This is a genomic window from Rhizobium lentis (assembly GCF_017352135.1).
In the GTDB taxonomy this organism is placed as follows: domain Bacteria; phylum Pseudomonadota; class Alphaproteobacteria; order Rhizobiales; family Rhizobiaceae; genus Rhizobium; species Rhizobium lentis.
The window spans coordinates 123,876-140,939 of sequence record NZ_CP071455.1; the positions used below are offsets into that span (position 1 = coordinate 123,876).

The 17,064-nt window shown below is 59.6% G+C and carries 20 protein-coding genes and 1 pseudogene; 4 read left to right on the forward strand and 17 right to left on the reverse strand.

Annotation, left to right across the window (positions count from 1 at the left end):
* Positions 1 to 9 precede the first annotated feature (9 nt).
* The 3 genes from J0663_RS22755 to J0663_RS22765 all read right to left on the reverse strand — a co-directional run bounded on the left by J0663_RS22755 (position 10) and on the right by J0663_RS22765 (position 3,068).
* Positions 10 to 849, reverse strand: coding sequence for a MetQ/NlpA family lipoprotein (locus J0663_RS22755; RefSeq protein WP_207245127.1), 840 nt, complete (start codon positions 847 to 849; stop codon positions 10 to 12).
* A 244-nt stretch (positions 850 to 1,093) separates the two neighbouring features.
* Positions 1,094 to 1,654 carry an FMN reductase gene (gene msuE / locus J0663_RS22760; protein WP_207245128.1) on the reverse strand — a complete coding sequence of 187 codons (561 nt, stop codon included), beginning with the start codon at positions 1,652 to 1,654 and terminating at the stop codon, positions 1,094 to 1,096.
* Positions 1,655 to 1,868: 214 nt separating this feature from the next.
* Entirely contained in the window at positions 1,869 to 3,068 is a 1,200-nt protein-coding gene (locus J0663_RS22765; protein WP_207245130.1) for an MFS transporter, read from the reverse strand.
* A gap of 347 nt (positions 3,069 to 3,415) precedes the next feature.
* Between J0663_RS22765 and J0663_RS22770 the strand changes: the two genes are divergently transcribed.
* Positions 3,416 to 3,874, forward strand: a complete 459-nt coding sequence (locus J0663_RS22770; protein ID WP_207245131.1) for a helix-turn-helix domain-containing protein — start codon at positions 3,416 to 3,418, stop codon at positions 3,872 to 3,874.
* Positions 3,875 to 3,990: 116 nt separating this feature from the next.
* On the opposite strand, the gene J0663_RS22775 is transcribed toward J0663_RS22770, so the two are convergent.
* From J0663_RS22775 to J0663_RS22795, 5 genes are read right to left on the reverse strand one after another with little or no spacing between them, the layout of a single operon-like run.
* The gene (locus tag J0663_RS22775) at positions 3,991 to 5,148 is read right to left on the reverse strand and encodes a glutathionylspermidine synthase family protein (protein ID WP_207245132.1); all 1,158 of its coding nucleotides are present in this window, start codon (positions 5,146 to 5,148) and stop codon (positions 3,991 to 3,993) included.
* Position 5,149: 1 nt separating this feature from the next.
* Positions 5,150 to 5,743 carry a DUF1190 domain-containing protein gene (locus tag J0663_RS22780; RefSeq protein WP_207245133.1) on the reverse strand — a complete coding sequence of 198 codons (594 nt, stop codon included), beginning with the start codon at positions 5,741 to 5,743 and terminating at the stop codon, positions 5,150 to 5,152.
* 11 nt (positions 5,744 to 5,754) lie between these two features.
* On the reverse strand, positions 5,755 to 6,156 hold the full coding sequence (locus J0663_RS22785) for a DUF350 domain-containing protein (RefSeq protein WP_207245134.1): 402 nt from the start codon (positions 6,154 to 6,156) through the stop codon (positions 5,755 to 5,757).
* 33 nt (positions 6,157 to 6,189) lie between these two features.
* Positions 6,190 to 6,849, reverse strand: a complete 660-nt coding sequence (locus J0663_RS22790) for a DUF2491 family protein (RefSeq protein WP_207245135.1) — start codon at positions 6,847 to 6,849, stop codon at positions 6,190 to 6,192.
* Positions 6,846 to 7,901 (reverse strand): ion channel, encoded by a 1,056-nt coding sequence (locus J0663_RS22795; RefSeq protein WP_207245140.1) that lies wholly within the window; start codon positions 7,899 to 7,901, stop codon positions 6,846 to 6,848. Before J0663_RS22795 ends, J0663_RS22790 begins: the two co-directional genes overlap by 4 nt.
* 104 nt (positions 7,902 to 8,005) lie before the next feature.
* Here J0663_RS22795 and J0663_RS22800 point away from each other — a divergent pair, with 104 nt between their 5' ends.
* The 3 genes and pseudogenes from J0663_RS22800 to J0663_RS22810 form a co-directional block, all read left to right on the forward strand.
* On the forward strand, positions 8,006 to 8,452 hold the full coding sequence (locus J0663_RS22800) for a YjfI family protein (protein WP_207245142.1): 447 nt from the start codon (positions 8,006 to 8,008) through the stop codon (positions 8,450 to 8,452).
* Positions 8,449 to 9,183, forward strand: coding sequence for a PspA/IM30 family protein (locus tag J0663_RS22805; protein ID WP_207245145.1), 735 nt, complete (start codon positions 8,449 to 8,451; stop codon positions 9,181 to 9,183). Before J0663_RS22800 ends, J0663_RS22805 begins: the two co-directional genes overlap by 4 nt.
* 268 nt (positions 9,184 to 9,451) lie before the next feature.
* Positions 9,452 to 9,787, forward strand: a pseudogene (locus tag J0663_RS22810) (ZinT family metal-binding protein); the annotation flags it as partial.
* A 182-nt stretch (positions 9,788 to 9,969) separates the two neighbouring features.
* On the opposite strand, the gene J0663_RS22815 reads toward J0663_RS22810, so the two are convergent.
* The 9 genes from J0663_RS22815 to J0663_RS22855 form a co-directional block, all read right to left on the reverse strand.
* Complete coding sequence (locus tag J0663_RS22815) at positions 9,970 to 10,695, reverse strand: amino acid ABC transporter ATP-binding protein (protein WP_207245147.1); 726 nt, start codon at positions 10,693 to 10,695, stop codon at positions 9,970 to 9,972.
* Complete coding sequence (locus J0663_RS22820) at positions 10,673 to 11,332, reverse strand: amino acid ABC transporter permease (protein WP_207245148.1); 660 nt, start codon at positions 11,330 to 11,332, stop codon at positions 10,673 to 10,675. The genes J0663_RS22815 and J0663_RS22820 overlap by 23 nt, the downstream gene beginning before the upstream one ends.
* Positions 11,329 to 12,000 carry an amino acid ABC transporter permease gene (locus tag J0663_RS22825; protein WP_207245150.1) on the reverse strand — a complete coding sequence of 224 codons (672 nt, stop codon included), beginning with the start codon at positions 11,998 to 12,000 and terminating at the stop codon, positions 11,329 to 11,331. The genes J0663_RS22820 and J0663_RS22825 overlap by 4 nt, the downstream gene beginning before the upstream one ends.
* A gap of 74 nt (positions 12,001 to 12,074) precedes the next feature.
* On the reverse strand, positions 12,075 to 12,860 hold the full coding sequence (locus tag J0663_RS22830; protein WP_207245151.1) for a transporter substrate-binding domain-containing protein: 786 nt from the start codon (positions 12,858 to 12,860) through the stop codon (positions 12,075 to 12,077).
* A 3-nt stretch (positions 12,861 to 12,863) separates the two neighbouring features.
* Positions 12,864 to 13,613: a GntR family transcriptional regulator gene (locus tag J0663_RS22835; RefSeq protein ID WP_207245465.1), complete on the reverse strand. Its 750-nt coding sequence runs from the start codon at positions 13,611 to 13,613 to the stop codon at positions 12,864 to 12,866.
* Between the two features lie 273 nt (positions 13,614 to 13,886).
* Positions 13,887 to 14,657: an amino acid ABC transporter ATP-binding protein gene (locus J0663_RS22840; protein ID WP_207245153.1), complete on the reverse strand. Its 771-nt coding sequence runs from the start codon at positions 14,655 to 14,657 to the stop codon at positions 13,887 to 13,889.
* A gap of 11 nt (positions 14,658 to 14,668) precedes the next feature.
* Positions 14,669 to 15,328 carry an amino acid ABC transporter permease gene (locus J0663_RS22845; RefSeq protein ID WP_207245154.1) on the reverse strand — a complete coding sequence of 220 codons (660 nt, stop codon included), beginning with the start codon at positions 15,326 to 15,328 and terminating at the stop codon, positions 14,669 to 14,671.
* A 5-nt stretch (positions 15,329 to 15,333) separates the two neighbouring features.
* Positions 15,334 to 15,996 (reverse strand): amino acid ABC transporter permease, encoded by a 663-nt coding sequence (locus J0663_RS22850; RefSeq protein ID WP_207245156.1) that lies wholly within the window; start codon positions 15,994 to 15,996, stop codon positions 15,334 to 15,336.
* Between the two features lie 66 nt (positions 15,997 to 16,062).
* Complete coding sequence (locus J0663_RS22855; RefSeq protein WP_207245158.1) at positions 16,063 to 16,902, reverse strand: transporter substrate-binding protein; 840 nt, start codon at positions 16,900 to 16,902, stop codon at positions 16,063 to 16,065.
* Positions 16,903 to 17,064: the final 162 nt, after the last annotated feature.

The following is a 17,064-nucleotide window of genomic DNA, read 5'->3' on the forward strand; positions in this document are numbered from 1 at the left end:
TCTTTCGGATCAATAGGCGCTGAGACCCGTGCCCTTGTAGACCTTGTCGAACTCGGCCTTGACGGTGTCATTCTGATAGGAAGACACAAGCGTTTTGACCCAGTCGGCATCCTTGTTCTCGTCCTTGACGGCGATGAAGTTGCGGTACGGATTATCGGCGATCGGCTCCTGCGCAATGCGTTCGGCCGGCGAAAGGCCGCTCTTCAGCGCCCAGTCGGTGTTGACGACGCCTGCATCCAGATCGTCGATCGAACGGCCGACAATGCCAGCGTCGAGCTCCTTGATCTCGATTTTCTTCGGATTGTCGATGACGTCGGCAACGGTTGCGAGAATGCCCGTGCCGTCCTTCAGCTTGATCAGGCCTTCATTCTGCAGAACGCGGAGCGCCCGGCCTTCGTTCGAGGGGTCGTTCGGCACGCCAATGACAGCCCCTTCCGGGATCTCGGCGACGGATTTGTGCTTCTTGCTATAGAGGCCGATCGGCCAGACCCCGGTATAACCGACGCGCACGATGTGATAGCCGTGCTGCTTGACCTGGTTGTCGAGATAGGGCTGGTGCTGGAAGGCGTTGGCGTCGATTTCGCCACGCTCCAGCGCTTCGTTCGGCTGGGTATAGTCGTTGAAGGTAATGGTCTCGATCTTGAGGCCCTTCTTGGCCGCCTCGTTCGTGACCACGCGCCATACGTCCTCATCCTCGCCGGCCATGATGCCGACCTTGATCGACTTGTCTTCGGCAAAGGAAGGAGCGGGCGCTGCAAAGGAAATTAGCGCGGCAGCGGAAACAGCGACGGCTGCAAGAGCCGCGCGGCGCGAAAGGTGGAAGCCGTGAAGATTTTTGTTCTTGGTCATTTTATGTCCCGTCTGACTGAATGAGGCCGAACGCCCCGAGCGGGCCGATCATGGCAAATGCGCGCATCGGGAGCGAAGTACGAAAGTCTGATGTGGAGGAAAGGTCGGAAATACTCTTGCCTTGCCGTCGATATCGGCAGGATAAATTTCCATTAAATTTGTGGATTAATTGCGGCTCGTAAGCATATTCTAAAAAATGAAAACGGCGCCTCCGGGCGCCGCCTCAAACCTGTTTCGGCACTTTTCACTCGGCAGCGATAAGCGCTTGATGTCGGGCAGGAAAGAAGGCAGAAAGCTCGCGAATGACATCTTCGATCCGCTTGGAAAGCGGCTCGGACGAGACGCGGTAATCGGTGAAGTCACGGTCGGAAGCATAAATGGCCGTCGGCAGCGTGTGGGACATGAAGAAGCCGAAGAGCGGGCGGAGCTGATGCTCGACCACAAGCGCATGCCGGTCGCCGCCGCCGGTTGCGCTGATCACGATCGGCTTGGCGCGCAGCTCATGCGGATCGATCAGGTCGATCAGATGTTTGAAGAGGCCGGGATAGCTGCCTTTGTAGGTCGGCGCGCCGATAACCAGCACGTCGGCATTGACGATGTCGTCGATGATGTCCTTGGCGCGGCTGTCGAGATCGTCACGGCGCAGCGCTTGGCCAAGCGAGGGGCCGACATCGGCCAGGTCGTAGATGGTGTTGTCGAAGCCGTATTTCTCACGGGCGAGACTGGCGACGTTTTCGACGAGCGCGAAGGTCTTCGAGGGGCGGTTGAAGCTACCCGCAAGGCCGACCAGTGTATGAGCAGACATGCCATTTCCTTCCTATACGTGCCGTAACCGATGTCGTTCTCCGAGAATATTATCTATAAAAATAGTGGATTAAAGGAATGATGATCCCTCTTCCCCATATGAGATGAAAAATGCGTTCGTGCCTGTCGCGATAGCGACGTTCGAAACCGCATGATGCGTCCCGCCGGAATATCGAGGGATTTCCGGCTCGATGCATCACCTGCATGCGGCTGACCTAGGATTTCGGCTTTGGGATGCGCGGCAGGAAGACCGTCAGAAGGCCGAGCAGCGGCAGGTAGGAGCAGAGGCGGTAGACGAAGGCGATGCCGTGGGTGTCGGCAAAATCGCCGAGCAACGCCGCGCCAAGCCCCCCTGCCCCGAATGCAAAGCCGAAGAAGACGCCGGCAATCAGCCCGACGCGGCCAGGCACCAGTTCCTGGGCGAAGACGACGATCGCCGAAAAGGCCGAAGCAAAGACAAGGCCGATGACGATGCTGAGCACGCCCGTCCAGAAAAGATTGGCATAGGGCAGCAGCAAGGCGAAGGGAATGACGCCGAGGATCGAAAACCAGATGACGAAACGGGCGCCGAAGCGATCGCCGATCGGTCCGCCGAGGAAAGTGCCGACGGCGACCGAGCCGAGGAACAGGAAAAGCATCAGCTGCGCCTGCTGCACGCTGAGCTCAAACTTGTCGATGACATAAAAGGTGAAGTAGCTCGACACGCTCGCCATGTAGACATTCTTCGTCGCCGTCAGCAGCACGAGGATCAGCAATGCCCAGACGACCCTGTTCTGCGGCAGCGGCAGGGTTCGGCTGACGGCCGGCCTGCTGGCGTTTTGACGTCTGTGGCTCATATACCAGCTGCCCACCCAGCTCAGCACGACCATTCCGACCATGGCGATGGCGGCAAACCAGGAAACGCTGTGCTGGCCGAGCGGCAGCACGATGAAGGCGGCGAGCAGCGGACCGATCGCCTGACCGGCATTGCCGCCGACCTGGAAAAAGGACTGCGCGAAACCGTGGCGGCCGCCGGAGGCAAGACGGGCAACACGCGAAGATTCCGGATGGAAGACGGCCGAACCGAAGCCGATCAGGCTTGCGGCGACCAGCAGCAGCGCGAAATTGCCGGCATTGCCGAGCAGAATGAGACCGCAGAAAGTACTCGCCATTCCGACCGGCAGAGAATAGGGCATCGGCCAGCGATCGGTGACGATGCCGACCACCGGTTGCAGCAGAGACGCCGTGACCTGGAACGTCATGGTCAGGAGGCCGATCTGCACAAAATCGAGATCGTAATTCGCCTTAAACAGCGGATAGAGGGAGGCGAGCAGCGACTGCATGATGTCATTCAGCATATGGCAGAAGCTGACAGCCACCAGAATAGACATGGTCGTCTTTTCAAAACGCGGCGCGCGCTCGGCAACGGTTGCCATCAATATCCCTCCTGCACGGTCACGCTCGGGGCCGCGTCGTTTTCGATGGATCTTGGGGCGATCGGGGCTGGCAAGACTGTCGAGCGACGGTCGCTGAAAAGCATTTAACGCAGGCCGGGCAACAATCACCAGCCCGGTTTAGCCAGGATCGGTACGGCTTTGGTCCGATTTGTCCTTCCGTCGACAGGTTCTTGCGTCGCTGACCGCCTGACGGATGGGGGTTTCATACCACAGTCAGCCGGGATCATCGCATATGTGGTATGCTATACGAAAACAATCGTGGCAAACCGCTCAAAGGGGTACTACAGCTGCGCCGATTGAAATGCGATCGAGGCTGAAAATACGCGATGAATGTCAAGACACCGAATGCCATAGACAGCTATGTCGGAGCGCGCATCAGAACGCGCCGGCAGCTGCTCGGAATGAGCCAGGAGCGGCTTGCCGATCAGATCGGCGTGACCTTTCAGCAGGTTCAGAAATACGAGAAGGGAATCAACCGCATCGGTGCGAGCCGTTTGCAGCGAATTGCCGAAGTGCTTCACACCTCACCAAGCTTCTTCTTCGAACAGAGCGATTCCGAACCATTGAGGCTGCAAGGGTTGGATCTGCCGAACGATGCCGATCCGGTCGCCGAATTCCTGCGAACGAAAGAAGGATTGGTGCTGAACCGCGCCTTTCTAAAGATCGGCGATGCCGATGTCCGTGAAACGATCATCGCCCTGGTGAAGGCGATGGCGCAGGCGGAAAGCCGCGGTCCGACACTGGAAGCTTCGATGCCCGATGCCACCCATCCGCTCGGAGAATAGCCGGCGGATCGAGGAGGAGCCTCGATGCCTGGTTCAATTGAGTGATATCGGTGGTTCTCGGCGCGTCGGCACTAAACTTCACTGCGGATGTCACAGCGGCGGCAGCAGAAGACACCTCAATCCATTATGACGTGCGGCACGAAACGCGATAGGTTTGCGGTTATGCGCGAGCGGTCCTCGCGGACGGCGAGGCCGCAGGCGCGATCGCCGGCTATCCAGCTGCCGAGCACGGCAAAGCCGGTATCGCTTTCGAAAAGCGGGGCATAGGCCTGAACGATGAAGCCTTCGTCGCCATAGTCGCCGGGGGCGGAAATCGAGTCCCGACCATTTCGAAATATGGTGACGTTCTCGCCTTCCCGCGACAAGAGTGGTTTGCGCACGTAATCGGTCAAAGTCGAAGCCGCCGGATCATCGGTGAAATAGCTAGGCAACAGATTGGGATGATTGCGGTGGCGCTGCCAGAGCAGAGGCAGAAGCCCTTTGTTGGAGAGCACCGCCTTCCAGGCTGGCTCGACGAAAACATCGCCCGAGCGCGCGAGTTCGCGAGCGAAGGGCTCGCGCAGCATGAATTCCCACGGGTAAAGCTTGAAGCAGCGGTCGATCACCCGATCCTTGAGGTCGGTGTAGCGGCCCTGCGCATCGATGCCGATCTCCCGAATGTCCAGAAGCTCGACGCGATGGCCCGCCTGCACCGCACAATCCATGAGGTAGACGGTGGTGCCTCGATCCTCCTCATTGTCGGTTATCGCGGCGAAGTGGAAGATCGACTCCTTGGGAAATTGATCGAACGCCTCGACAAGGCTTTCCTGCAGGAAGTTATACTGGTCCGCATCTTTGGGCAGAACACCCAAAGCGATCTGATCAGTCAGCCAGTTGAACTGGAAATAGGCCGTCTCGAACACCGAGGTCGGGGTATCGGCGTTGTATTCGAGCAACTTGGCTGGGCCGTTGCCATCATAAGCTAGATCGAAACGGCCGTAGAGGTGCCGGTCCCGGCGCTGCCAGGACCGCTGCACCACATCGCGCAGGTCCTCCGGAATGGCCAGCCTGTCTAGCGACTCTTCGCTGCCGACGATCTCGCCGACCAGATCCATGCACATGTCATGCAGCTCCTGGCTCGGCTCTTCGATCTGCTTCTCGATCTCATCGAGCGTGAAGGTATAGGCGGCATCGTCGAGCCAGTAGGGTTCGCCATACATGACGTGAAATCCGAAGCCAACGGCCCGCGCCTTGTCACGCCAGTCAGGACGCGCCGGAAGGGTGATGCGTTTCATGTCATCCGCCGAAACTGAATGACGAACGGCCGCCGAAGCCTTGTCGGGCAACTGTGCGGGTATTGACGTTGACCGGCTTGACAGTCTGGCGCGAGGGTGCGGTCACGCTGTCGCTGCCCGAGCGAACAGTGGTTGTGACCGTCTGCCCGGAGCGATTGCGATAAATCGGCGTCGAGCCGTAATAGGAGCCGCTCTGCTCCTGGCGCCGGCGATAGTCGTAATAGTCGCCGATATTGTTCAGTGCCGAAGACAGCATATAGCCTGCCAGGAAGGGCACGAAGAAGCTACCGCCTCCGCCGCTATTATTGGCGACGGTGTTTGACGGCTGTTCGGTGCACTGGCCCTTGCCGTATTCGGCCTCGCAGGCGGCCATGCCATTAAAACGCGGCGCGGCGGCGAGATGGGCGCGCATCGCATCCTGATAGCCTGCCTGGCAGACCTGCCGATCCATGCCCGCCGCCACACATTGGTCGACGGAAGTGAACATGATGTCCGAAGGAGCCTCCTCGCCGCAGCCGGACAGCGCCAGGGTCGAGGCGGCGATGGTGCCAAGGGCCAGCAAAGGTCGCCTGTGCCCGCTCATGCGTCTGCGCATCTTTCCCTCCCTCAATAGGTCATGCAGGCGGCGTTGAGAATACCGATGACGAGCGCGATGCCCCCACCCCATATGCCCGCGGCGATATCGTCGGCGGTGATCTTTTCATGCAGGTCCTTCATGGTGAAGTTCGCGATATAGAAAGCAAGGATTTGCGCCAGAATGCCTATTATAGCCCAGATGACGTAGTCTACGATGCTGACGGAATTTGCTGCGGCCGATGCCAGAGGCAGGCTGAAACCGACAAGCGCGCCCAAGAATGCCGTGACGGCCGCAAGATTGCCCGCGCGAATGAGCTGAACTTCCTTTTGCGGCGTCAAGAATGTGTAGATGACCCCGAAAACGCCGTAGGCGGCAAGACCGACGGCGAAATAGCCGAGGAAGGCAGGCAGGCCCGCCACGTAATCGAGCATTGAAAAAGTCCTCCGTTGAAATTGACAGGTCCATCAGACGCGGCGAACGTCTGCCGGAGCCAATCCATAACCGATCAGAAATTCCACCGAGCTGCCCGCCTGAGCCTGTCCGAGATCGAGGTCGCGCTCGACATTGATCAGAAGCATTTCGCGCGTCGAGCCGAGCGGGCGATAATACAACATGCAGGTCTGATGAATGGAGCGCTGGGTTTCTCCATCAGTGACCTTTTCAACAAATTCCACCAGCTGGGCGCGTTCCGGGCCGTCGCCCCAAAATCGGTTGTAGAGGATCCCATCGGCATCATAGGATGGCTGACCGATCAGGCCAGCCGGCCCGGTCCAGCGGTTCCATTCGCTCTGGCCGGCGGGCACGACGCTGTCCCAAGGCTGATAAAAGCTGATGTCGTCGATCACGTCACCCGGCTTGCCCGACGCCGACATCACTTGAATCAACCGGTTCTCTTCATCGTAATAGCGCGAAAGAACCGTCGCGGCATCGAGCAGGACTTCACCGTAGCCGGCAATGATGAACGGCCCGCTTTGCGGCAGCGGCATGGCCGGCTCACCGCCCAAAGCATCGGCTTCAAGCGAAAGGAAATCGATTTCAAGCGCCCCGCCGATGGCCGCGCTCAGGGGGCCAAGCTCTTCGGGCAAGGACCTCTCGTTCTTGTTTCCGCCGAACCAGCTGATCATGATACGTCTCCCATTCGAGCCCAGGCGATGGCAGCGGGATCTAGCCGTATTTCGCTGATGTAGTAAAGCGTCTCGCCGCCCCGCAACAGCGTCTCGTCCCGGCAGTTAAGATCGGTGACGCCCTGGCTCAGCATACCGACGAGCGTCACATGATGCCGGCGCTTGAGACTTAAAAACACGTCGCCATAACGCAGCGACGTTTGCAAGGGCGGTACCGGCAGGGAAAAGGCGGTGTCCGAGGAAGCGGCCGACAACAGACGTGCGGCGATTTCCGAAGAGCCCGGATCACGTGCAGAGCGCGACAGGAGCTCTTCGGCGAGCGAACCCACCGCCTCGACGCGCGGCCGGCGTTGCTTGACCATCTGTGCTGTGCGGTCGTCGGCGAAATAGGCCACGATATGGGCATTGGGCGCATGATCCTCGGCGATCAGCACCGCAGCGAGCGTTTCGTCGTCATTTGCTCCGCGCGCGATGATCGCACGTGCCTGGGCCACGCCGGCCCGCAGCAAGGCGTCGGCATCGGCAAGCCGTTCCGTGCGGACGTAGTCGGCAAAATCGCTGGCGGGATTTTCCGGCAGCTCCTTGGCGACCAGGACGGCCATCGGTTCGTCGGCATGCCGTTCGGAATGCAGCAGCCGCAGCGTTTGATAAGTCTGCCCCTCCTGCCAACCCAAAACGATGATATGACCGGTGCGTTCGCTGTAATCACCCAGTCCGCGCATGCGATTCCTCCACATCGTACCGATCGCTGTCAACAACTTGCCAAGAACAGCGGTAAAGATGGCAATGCCACCGGGAAGAACAACGAGGACGGTCATGATCCGACCGAGCCCCGATTTTGGGGAAAGATCGCCATAGCCGACAGTCGTTGCCGTAACCATATAGTAATAAACAAAGTCGATCGGGTTGCCGACGAGATCACCTTCGCCGGCCAGCATGAAGAGCAGGTAGGACGTAACCAAGTGCACAAGGAGGATAACAAGAAGGGCTGACCACGCCAATTCGCTGAGCGACAGATATACACGCCGCAGTAATGTAGCGATAAATGGCAAGCGATTCGCCCCCGTTGCTGACAGATACCCTACTGAAATTTATTTCGCGCGCCAGACCTTTAAGTTGTAAATCGACTACCCAGATGATTCCGACGCTCTAACCGATGGAGGACTTTTTGGAGACCTGGAACCTGACCACTTTAACACGCCTGTTCGCCGCTGATCCGGAAGCGCTGGGCGATGTGGACGTCGCCGTACCCGAACAAGGAGACGTCATCTGCGTAACTCTTAAGGAAAGAGGCGATCTCGACGTCTTCGTCGCGGTGAGCGGTGAGCGCGATATTCTCGTCAGCGTTGTTCTCGTGCCATGCAAGGACGTGCCCAAGCGAGAGGCCTTCGAACGGATGGTTCTCAAGACGCACAAGTTCGTGCCGCTCTCCAGCTTCGGCATCACCACGATCGACGGCGAGGAATGGTATGAATTGTTCGGCTCGCTGTCGGCTCGCTCGTCGGCCGAGACAGTCGTCGAGGAGGTCGCCATTCTGGCTGCCAACGCGGTCGATGCGGCACACATGATTGAAGAATGGAAAAGCGGGGAGATTGCAGCGTGAGCACCTGGGGAAAGATTTTTACCGCCATTCGTGGCGGCATCAACGAGGCAGCGGAAGCGGCGGCCGACAGCCAATCCATGCGCATTCTTGACCAAGAAATCCGCGATGCCGAACAGTCGCTGCGCCGGGCTCGATCCGATCTGGCCGGCATCATGGCGTCGAACAAGAGCGTCATGCGCCGGCTTGAAGAAAACCGCGCAAAGGAAGCCAAGGACACCGACAGCGCCCGCGCTGCAATCTCCGCCGGCCGCGCGGACCTCGCGCAGGGTCTCGCGCAGCGCATTGCCAACAGTCGCGCCGAAGTGCAGCGAGACCAGGAAGAGCTCGATCGGCTGCTGCCCCGTCAGCAGCAGATGCTGCGCACGATCCAGGAAACCGAATCGCGCATTGCTCAGATGAAGCGCGAGGTGGAGAATGTCAAAGCCAACGAGTCGCTGCTGCGCGCTCAATCGGCGATTGCCCACAATCAATCTGGCATCAACACCCGCCTCGGCAGCGCCGTCGAAAGTCTCGAGCGCATCAAGAAGCGCCAGGAAATCACTGCCGGCCGCATCGAAGCCGGTGCTGAACTGGCCGCGCTGGAAAACGGCAGCGATCTCGATCGTCAATTGCGCGAGGCCGGGATTGGCGGTTCGAGTGAATCGGCCGACGACATCCTGGCGCAGCTGATGGCACCAAAGCATTCGGCTGAACCGGTCTTGCTGCCCCCGCCTGTCGGCACCAAGAACTGATAATTTCCAGAGCGGCCGCCCTGTCGGCAGATCGAAGACAGAGCGGCCGCAGGCCGAACTTTGACGTTGCAGCCCGAACAAGTCGAAGAATGATACGGCTCCCCGCCTGTGATCCGGTCAGCGGGCCGGCCAAAACGGCGCCTATGACGCCAGCACGATCGCGGATTTCGGCACCGATGCTGTTTGAACCGGACCTTTTGCAGCAACGGGCGCCTTCTGAATGACCTGAATGTGTTCGTTGAGTGCTGATCACTAAGCGACGCGCATCGTTGACCGGATCGTCATCAATGGAAAGAAGGTTACCTTTTTCCGTGGCAAGGACTCCGTGGTCGGAGACTACGAGACGGATGGGCACGAAATTCTCACCTACAAGAAGGGTAATCGAGGGGTTCGTTTCATCTTCAGAAAGAGCGCCGGTGATGACGCCGCACCTCGGTTCATCCAGTTCAGCGATCACATCGTCGCCCCCGAGAAGGCCGACCACTACCATCTTTACTGGGGCAATGACCGCGCCGCGCTACTGAATGAGGTCACCAACTGGCCGACCTACTACCCCGCGAGCCTGAGTGGGAAGCAGATCGCCGAGGAGATGCTGAGTCACTGACCAGTCGCGGCGACCGTACATAGCCGGATCGGGTGCGCAAAGCGCCCCTTCATGTGCTTGGCTGGCTGAAACGGGCCCCCTGATCGACCAGCCGGCTTGCCGTAGGGCTGAGCTACGGCGCGCGCCGGCCGGTCGACCATCCGACTCCATTTGAGCCAAACAGAATGCTTCAATCTAGAGCTCTAGCTGACACCGAGAAACTGCTTCAACTCAGCCGTCTGCGGATGGGCGAAGACATCCTCCGGCCGGCCAGCTTCATGGACCCGGCCCTGATGCATGAAGACGACGCGGCTGCAGACGTCGCGGGCGAACCTCATCTCATGCGTGACCATCAGGAGCGTCATTCCCTCGGCAGCAAGCTCGCGCACGACGGCCAGAACTTCGGCCACCAGCTCCGGATCGAGCGCCGAGGTGATCTCGTCGCAAAGAAGCGCGGTCGGCTGCATGGCGAGCGCGCGGGCGATGGCGACGCGCTGCTGCTGACCGCCCGAGAGCTCATCCGGATAGGCGTCGAACTTGTGGCTAAGCCCTACCCGCTCCAGCATCTTGCGGGCGGTCGCCTCTGCTTCGGCTTTCGGTGTCTTCTTGACCACGGTCTGCGACAGCATGACATTGCCGCCGGCCGTCAGATGCGGGAACAGATTGAATTGCTGGAAGATCATGCCGACCTTGAGCCGCAGCGCCTTCAGATGCACATCATCATCAAGGAGCTGTGCGCCGGCCACGGAGATGGAACCGCTGGTAATGGTCTCAAGCCCGTTGATGCAGCGAAGCAGCGTCGATTTTCCAGAACCGCTCTTGCCGATAATGGCGATGACCTCCCCTGACTCGACGTCGAGGTTGATGCCTTTCAACACCTCGGTGGCGCCGAAGCTTTTACGGACCTCAGTGATTTCGATGAGCGACATTGAGCTTCCTCTCCAGGATCTGGCTGCTTTTTGACAAGGGCCAGCAAAGGGCGAAATAGATGAGCGCGACGAGCCCGTAGACGGTGAAGGGCTGGAAGGTGGCGTTGGTGACCACGGTGCCGGCTTTCGACAATTCGACGAAGCCGATGATCGAGGTTAGCGCCGTGCCCTTGACGATCTGAACGGAGAAACCGACGGTTGGCGGGATGGCGATCCTCAGCGCTTGCGGAAGGATGACGTAGCGCATCTGCTGCAGGCGGCCCATGCCGAGGCTGGCGGAGGCTTCCCACTGACCTTTGGCAACCGCTTCGACGCAGCCTCGCCAGATCTCGGTGAGGAAGGCGGCGCTCCACAGGATCAGCGCCAATCCCGCGGCAAGCCAGGCCGGCACGTCAATTCCGAAGATTCCGAGACCGAAAAAGGCGATGAAGAGCTGCATCAACAGCGGCGTGCCCTGGAAGAGCTCGATGTAATATTTCGCGAATGCCCTGGCAGCCCTGCGTTTGCTGATGCGCAGGAACAGCAGACCCAGACCGACCATGCCGCCGCCGACGAACGAGACCACCGACAGAACAATTGTCCAGCGGGTGGCGAGTAGCAGGTTGCGCAGGATGTCCCAGAGTGTGAACGTGATCATCGTGCTGTTCTCCTCGGGAAGATGAACCAGCCGATCAGACCCAGCACCTGCCGGAGCAGGATTGCCAGCGCGAGATAGATTGCTGTCGAGACGATGTAGGCCTCGAAGGCGCGGAAGGTTCGCGATTGTATGAAATTCGCGGCAAAGGTCAGATCCTCAGCAGCGATCTGCGATACGACCGCCGAGCCGAGCATGACGATGACCACCTGCGACGACAGCGCCGGCCAGATGCGCTGCAGCGACGGCACGAGAACGACATGCCGGAAGGTCTCGAAGCGAGTCAAGGCGAGGCTCTCGCCTGCCTCGAACTGGCCCTTCGGCGTTGCCTGGATCCCGGCACGGATAATCTCGCAGCTATAGGCGCCGAGGTTGACGACCATTGCGAGATTGGCGGCCGTCAATTCCGAGAGCTGGAGGCCGAGCGACGGCAGACCGAAAAAGATGAAGAACAGCTGGATCAGGAACGGCGTGTTGCGGATCAGTTCGACATAGGCGGCAACGACAGGTTTCAGCCAGACCGGGCCAAGTGCCCGCACCCAGGCGCAGCAGATGCCGAGCGAAATGCCGAGCACGCCACCGACGAGGATGAGTTCCAGGGTAATCAGTATGCCCTTGCTGATCTCAGGGTAATATTGAAGCAGCCAGCCGAATTCGAAATGGTAGCTCAAGGAATGTCCCCTCTTGCAGTGACGGAGCGCATGTCTCCCGCGGGCGCGGGAGACATGCGCAACACCCGGTTTCCCTACAGATCGGACGGCAGATCAGCGCCGAGCCACTTTTGCGATATGGCGTTCAGCGTGCCATCGGCTTTGGCGGCGGCGACAATGCCGTTGACTTTCTCCAGCAGCGCGGCCTGCTCCTTATTGAGGCCGATGTAGCAGGGCGAATTCTTGATGAGGAACTTCAGCTCAGGGCGCTTGGGAGGATTTTTGGCGAGGATCGCGGCCGCCACGACGTTGCCGGTGGCGACGATGTCGACCTGGCCGGACAGGAACGCCGAGATGGTGCCGTTATTGTCCTCGTAACGCTTGATCGTTGCGTCGGCCGGCGCGATCTTCGTCAGTTCGAGATCCTCCACGGCGCCGCGTGTGACGCCGACGCTCTTGCCCGCGAGATCTTCCGCCTTGGCGACCGAAAGATCAGCCGGCCCGAACACGCCGTTGAAGAAGGGCGCATAGGCGACCGAGAAATCGATCACCTTTTCGCGATCCGGGTTCTTGCCGAGGCTTGAGATGACGAGATCGACCTTGTTCGTCTGCAGATAAGGAATGCGGTTGGCGCTTGTGACCGGCACGAGCTCGGCTTTGACGCCCAGCTTTTCGGCAATGAGGTTGGCCACGTCGATATCGTAGCCCATCGGCGCCATGTCGGTGCCGACACTGCCGAACGGGGGGAAATCCTGCGGGACCGCGACACGCAGCGTACCGCGGGCCGTAATGTCGGCGAGAGCATCGGCGTGAGACGGCGAGTTGAAGCTGAAGGTCGCGGCGAAAGCCGCGATTGCGAAGAAGATTCGTCTTGTCAGCATGTGTCATTGCTCCTTTAAACGTGCGATTTTTGGGTCTGGCTGTTGGAAGACTGAGGACGCGCTCTTGGGCGGAAGCGATAGGGAATGACGCAGATCCGAAAGCGGATCCGGGCGCGCGGTGAGGTCGAGGCCCATTTCCACTTCGTCAAGATGTTCGACGGAGAGCTCCGCAGCTCTGACGAAATCACCTGCCTGCATCGCCTCAAAAATGCGGCAGTGCCCGGCGTGAGACTGCGCCGCATGAAATTCGGATTGATAGAGCATCGAAATAAGGATCGTTCTGGCTGTGAGGTCGCGGAGAATATCGACAATGATGGCGTTCCCGCTCAATTCGGCGATGCGGATGTGGAAATCGCCCATCAAATAGGTCAGGCGCTGGCGGTCGCCCGCCGCCATTGCAGTCCGTTCCTCGTTCAGATGGGTGTCGAGAGCCCTGCGCCCCTCGTCCGTCAGCACACCCATGCTGCGCAGCAATCCGGCCTCGACGATACGCCTTGCCTCATAGACGGCGATCGCGTCTTCAGCGGACGGCTCGACAACGAACCAGCCTCGCCGAGGGCTGACATGCACGATGCCGCGAGTCTCCAGGCGCATCATGGCTTCACGCACGCGGGTTCGGGACACGCCAAAGAGCACTGCCAGCTGGTTTTCGCCAAGACGCGTGCCTGGGCGAATCTTGGCGGAAAGGATGCCCGAGACGATCGTTGCCTCAATGGACTTCTGCGTGGTCTCGGATGTGTGGCTATCTTGCATACAAGACAGAAAGCAAAGCTCGTGCCAAAATCCCGGGTTCAGGATTTTCAACGTGCCTCGGATTTTTCGCGGGAGATTTGCCTGCGGGGAATGCAGCCTGAACGGAATTTGTGCGCGCTCCCTGCCCCGGGCATCGACCTGTTACCGATGCCGGCAGCCAAAGACCAGATCCGACCTTCCAACCGGGGCGGAGGTATAACCCGCCGAAGCCGGTAGATCGACCACATCAAGACCTGCGGTCTCGATGAAAACCGTATCGCGGATGACGTCCTATTAATTGAAGCTCGAAGTTTTGAGAAATTCCGCCAACCGCTCGGTCTTTGGGCGCACGAACATTTCCTTCGGATCGCCCTCTTCGCAGATGACGCCCTGGTTCATGAAGATCACGCGGGAGGAAACCTCGTAGGCAAAACGCATCTCGTGGGTGACGAGCAGCATGGTCATGCCGTCGGCGGCAAGCCCCTTGATTACCTGCAGCACTTCGCCCACCAGTTCCGGATCGAGCGCGGAGGTGACCTCGTCGAACAGCATCAGCCGCGGCGACATGGCGATGGCGCGAGCAATTGCAACGCGCTGCTGTTGGCCGCCGGAGAGCTGGCCCGGATAATGGTTGGCACGGGCAGCAAGGCCGACCCGATCCAGCCATTTTTCAGCAACGGCGCGGGCTTCGGGCTTCGTCATCTTCTTCACCTTGACGAGGCCGAGCATAACGTTTTCGGCCGCACTCATATGCGGGAAGAGATTGAACTGCTGAAAAGCCATGCCGGTCAGCGCGCGCTGGCGGGCGATCTCCTTCTCGCTCTTGCGCCGCCGCGTCGCACCGTCGACATGATAGCCGATCTCCTCGCCGTCCAGGCTGATCGTGCCGCCCTGGAATTCCTCAAGCATGTTGACGCAGCGCAGCAAGGTGGTTTTGCCGGAGCCGGATGAGCCGATGATGGAGATGACCTCGCCTTCCTGCACGGCGCAATCAACGCCTTTGAGAACTTCGTGGATGCCGTAAGTCTTGCGCAGACCCTTGATGTCGAGAATGGTCTTGGCCATCGGAGGTCTCCTCAGGACGGCAGGGCGGTCTTGCGCTCGACATATTTGCCGAAGTGCTCGATGCCGTAATTGACGATGAAATAGAGGCCGCCGGCCAGGAAGTAGAACTGGAGGCTCATGAAATTGCGGGAAATAATCTCCTGCGTGCGCAGAAGCAGCTCCGCGACGCCGATGACGGAGAGCAGCGTCGAGGCCTTCACCATCTCGGCCGCCGTATTCACCCAGGCCGGCAGACACTGCCGCATGGCCTGCGGCCACAGCACCGAGGTGAAAGTCTGGGTAAAGGTCAAGCCGATCGCCTTTGCGGCTTCGGTCTGACCTTTCGGGATCGCCTGAAGCGCTCCGCGCACGATTTCGCCGACATGGGAAGAGCAAAAGATGGCAAGCGCGAGCACACCGGCAGAAAAGGGTCCGAGATCGAGACCGACCGCGGCGGAGACATAATAGCTTGCCAGCACGAGCACGAGTACCGGCGTCCCCCGGATGATATCAGTATAGGCCCGCACGAGGAGACGCAAAACGATGCCGCCGTAAACCAGCGCCAGGCCGACAAAGACACCGAGGACCGAGCCTGCAAGAATGGCCAGCAGGGAGATCGACACCGTCATGGCGATGCCGTTCATGATGACGTAGCGGGCGATCCAGAGTTGTTCGAGAAAGGTGTGAGACATCGGGACTATCTCGGCAGGGCCAGGCGGCGCTCGACGAGGCGCATCAAGGCGGCGATGAGGAAACAGGTCGCGACATAGAGGGCTGATGTAACGATCCAGGTCTCTATGACGCGGAAGCTCTCCACATTGATCTTGCGGGCGGCAAAGGTCAGCTCGGGCACGGCGATGGCGGCGGCGAGCGAGGTATCCTTGAAGAGCGAGATGATCGTCGAGGAGAGCGATGGCAGCACGTTACGCAGCATCAGCGGCGCGATGATGGAACTGCGGATCTGCATCCCCGTCAGGCCGATGGCGAGGCCGGCTTCCGTCAGCCCTCTCGGGATGGACAGCAGGCCGGCACGGAACACTTCGGCGAGATATGCGCCGGAATAGAGGGAGAGAACCAGCACGAAGCTTTTCATCTTGTCGAGGCGCAACCCCATCTGCGGCAGCGCGAAAAAGGCGAAAAGCACCAGCACGAGGATCGGCAGGTTGCGGATGACAGTGACATAGATTCGCCCCGGCAGGACCGCAAAGGGGCGCCTGGATGTCAGCGCGAAGGCCACGACGAGACCGATCGCGGCTCCGATCAGGATCGAGATCACCGCAAGGCCGAGGCTGAGCGCAAGCCCGCTCAAAAGAAAATCGAAATTGCGCCAGACGGCAGCGAAATTCAGCGTGTAACCCATGCGGGCCGCCCTTTCAGAATACGCACTGCAGCGGAGCGGGAGAACAATCCCGCTCCGCATGGCGGTTCACTTGAACTCAACCGGAAAGCCGATCTGCGGTGGGGTCAGATCCTTGCCGAACCAGGTCTTGAAGGACTTGGCATAAAAGTCAAACTCGACACCGGTCATCGCTTCGTGAAGAGCGGTGTTGACGAAGTTCAGCCAGTCCTGATCACCACGCTTGACGGCGCAGGCATAGGTCTGTGGGTTCCAGCCGTAGCCGGCATCCTTGTAGCGGCCCGGGTTCTGCGTCATGTACCAGGCGAGCGACGACTGGTCCGTGGCGGCGGCATCGGCACGGCCCGACTCCAGCGCCTGATAGATGAGGTCGACGGATTCGTACTGGTCGACGGCCGCCTCCGGCAATGCGGCATGAACCATGGCTTCGGCATAGACGTTCTGAAGAACCGAAATGGTGACCGACGAGCCGGCCGCCTTCAAGGCGGCGTAGTCGGCATATTTTCCATCCGCCTTGAGCATCAGACCGACGCCCTCACGATAATAGGGAATGGTGAAGGCAACCTGCTGAGCGCGTTCACCCGTAACCGTCATGAACTGGCAGGTGATGTCGACCTTATCCGTGGTGATGTTCGGAATGCGGGCGTCCGAGGACTGGTTGACATATTCGATCTTCTCGGGATCGCCGAAGAGCGCCTTAGCAATGATGTGGCCCATGTCGACATCGAAGCCCTGGAGCTTGTCGTCGGCGCTCTTGAAATGCCAGGGCGCATTGGTGCTGCCCGTGCCGAGGACGAGGTGGCCGCGGGCCAGCACTTCGTCGAGCTTGCTGCCCTCGGCGAGCACAGGCGTCGACACCAAGGCGGCGATGGCCAGCGACATCAGGCCGTTGCGAAAGGAAATGATCATGGCGTTCCCCTTTGTAGATGTTTCGATGATCCAATATACCGGACATCTGTCTATTTTATTGGATTTCGATATCAAGTGCCATCGGCGGTGAATTGTCAATGGGGCATGCCGAAAAAACGCGCAGCAGAGGGCTTGGCGATTTTTTCGGCAGCGCAGCATTTT

Excerpts from the sequence above, each read along its gene's own strand:
- J0663_RS22800 (WP_207245142.1), top strand. The coding sequence starts at position 8,006 with ATGGAGGACTTTTTGGAGACCTGGAACCTGACCACTTTAACACGCCTG.
- J0663_RS22770 (WP_207245131.1), top strand. The coding sequence starts at position 3,416 with ATGAATGTCAAGACACCGAATGCCATAGACAGCTATGTCGGAGCGCGC.
- J0663_RS22815 (WP_207245147.1), bottom strand. The coding sequence starts at position 10,695 with ATGTCGCTCATCGAAATCACTGAGGTCCGTAAAAGCTTCGGCGCCACC.
- msuE (WP_207245128.1), bottom strand. The coding sequence starts at position 1,654 with ATGTCTGCTCATACACTGGTCGGCCTTGCGGGTAGCTTCAACCGCCCC.
- J0663_RS22830 (WP_207245151.1), bottom strand. The coding sequence starts at position 12,860 with ATGCTGACAAGACGAATCTTCTTCGCAATCGCGGCTTTCGCCGCGACC.
- J0663_RS22755 (WP_207245127.1), bottom strand. The coding sequence starts at position 849 with ATGACCAAGAACAAAAATCTTCACGGCTTCCACCTTTCGCGCCGCGCG.
- J0663_RS22850 (WP_207245156.1), bottom strand. The coding sequence starts at position 15,996 with ATGGGTTACACGCTGAATTTCGCTGCCGTCTGGCGCAATTTCGATTTT.
- J0663_RS22835 (WP_207245465.1), bottom strand. The coding sequence starts at position 13,613 with ATGCAAGATAGCCACACATCCGAGACCACGCAGAAGTCCATTGAGGCA.
- J0663_RS22840 (WP_207245153.1), bottom strand. The coding sequence starts at position 14,657 with ATGGCCAAGACCATTCTCGACATCAAGGGTCTGCGCAAGACTTACGGC.
- J0663_RS22775 (WP_207245132.1), bottom strand. The coding sequence starts at position 5,148 with ATGAAACGCATCACCCTTCCGGCGCGTCCTGACTGGCGTGACAAGGCG.
- J0663_RS22820 (WP_207245148.1), bottom strand. The coding sequence starts at position 11,332 with ATGATCACGTTCACACTCTGGGACATCCTGCGCAACCTGCTACTCGCC.
- J0663_RS22785 (WP_207245134.1), bottom strand. The coding sequence starts at position 6,156 with ATGCTCGATTACGTGGCGGGCCTGCCTGCCTTCCTCGGCTATTTCGCC.
- J0663_RS22765 (WP_207245130.1), bottom strand. The coding sequence starts at position 3,068 with ATGGCAACCGTTGCCGAGCGCGCGCCGCGTTTTGAAAAGACGACCATG.
- J0663_RS22855 (WP_207245158.1), bottom strand. The coding sequence starts at position 16,902 with ATGATCATTTCCTTTCGCAACGGCCTGATGTCGCTGGCCATCGCCGCC.
- J0663_RS22790 (WP_207245135.1), bottom strand. The coding sequence starts at position 6,849 with ATGATCAGCTGGTTCGGCGGAAACAAGAACGAGAGGTCCTTGCCCGAA.
- J0663_RS22780 (WP_207245133.1), bottom strand. The coding sequence starts at position 5,743 with ATGCGCAGACGCATGAGCGGGCACAGGCGACCTTTGCTGGCCCTTGGC.
- J0663_RS22845 (WP_207245154.1), bottom strand. The coding sequence starts at position 15,328 with ATGTCTCACACCTTTCTCGAACAACTCTGGATCGCCCGCTACGTCATC.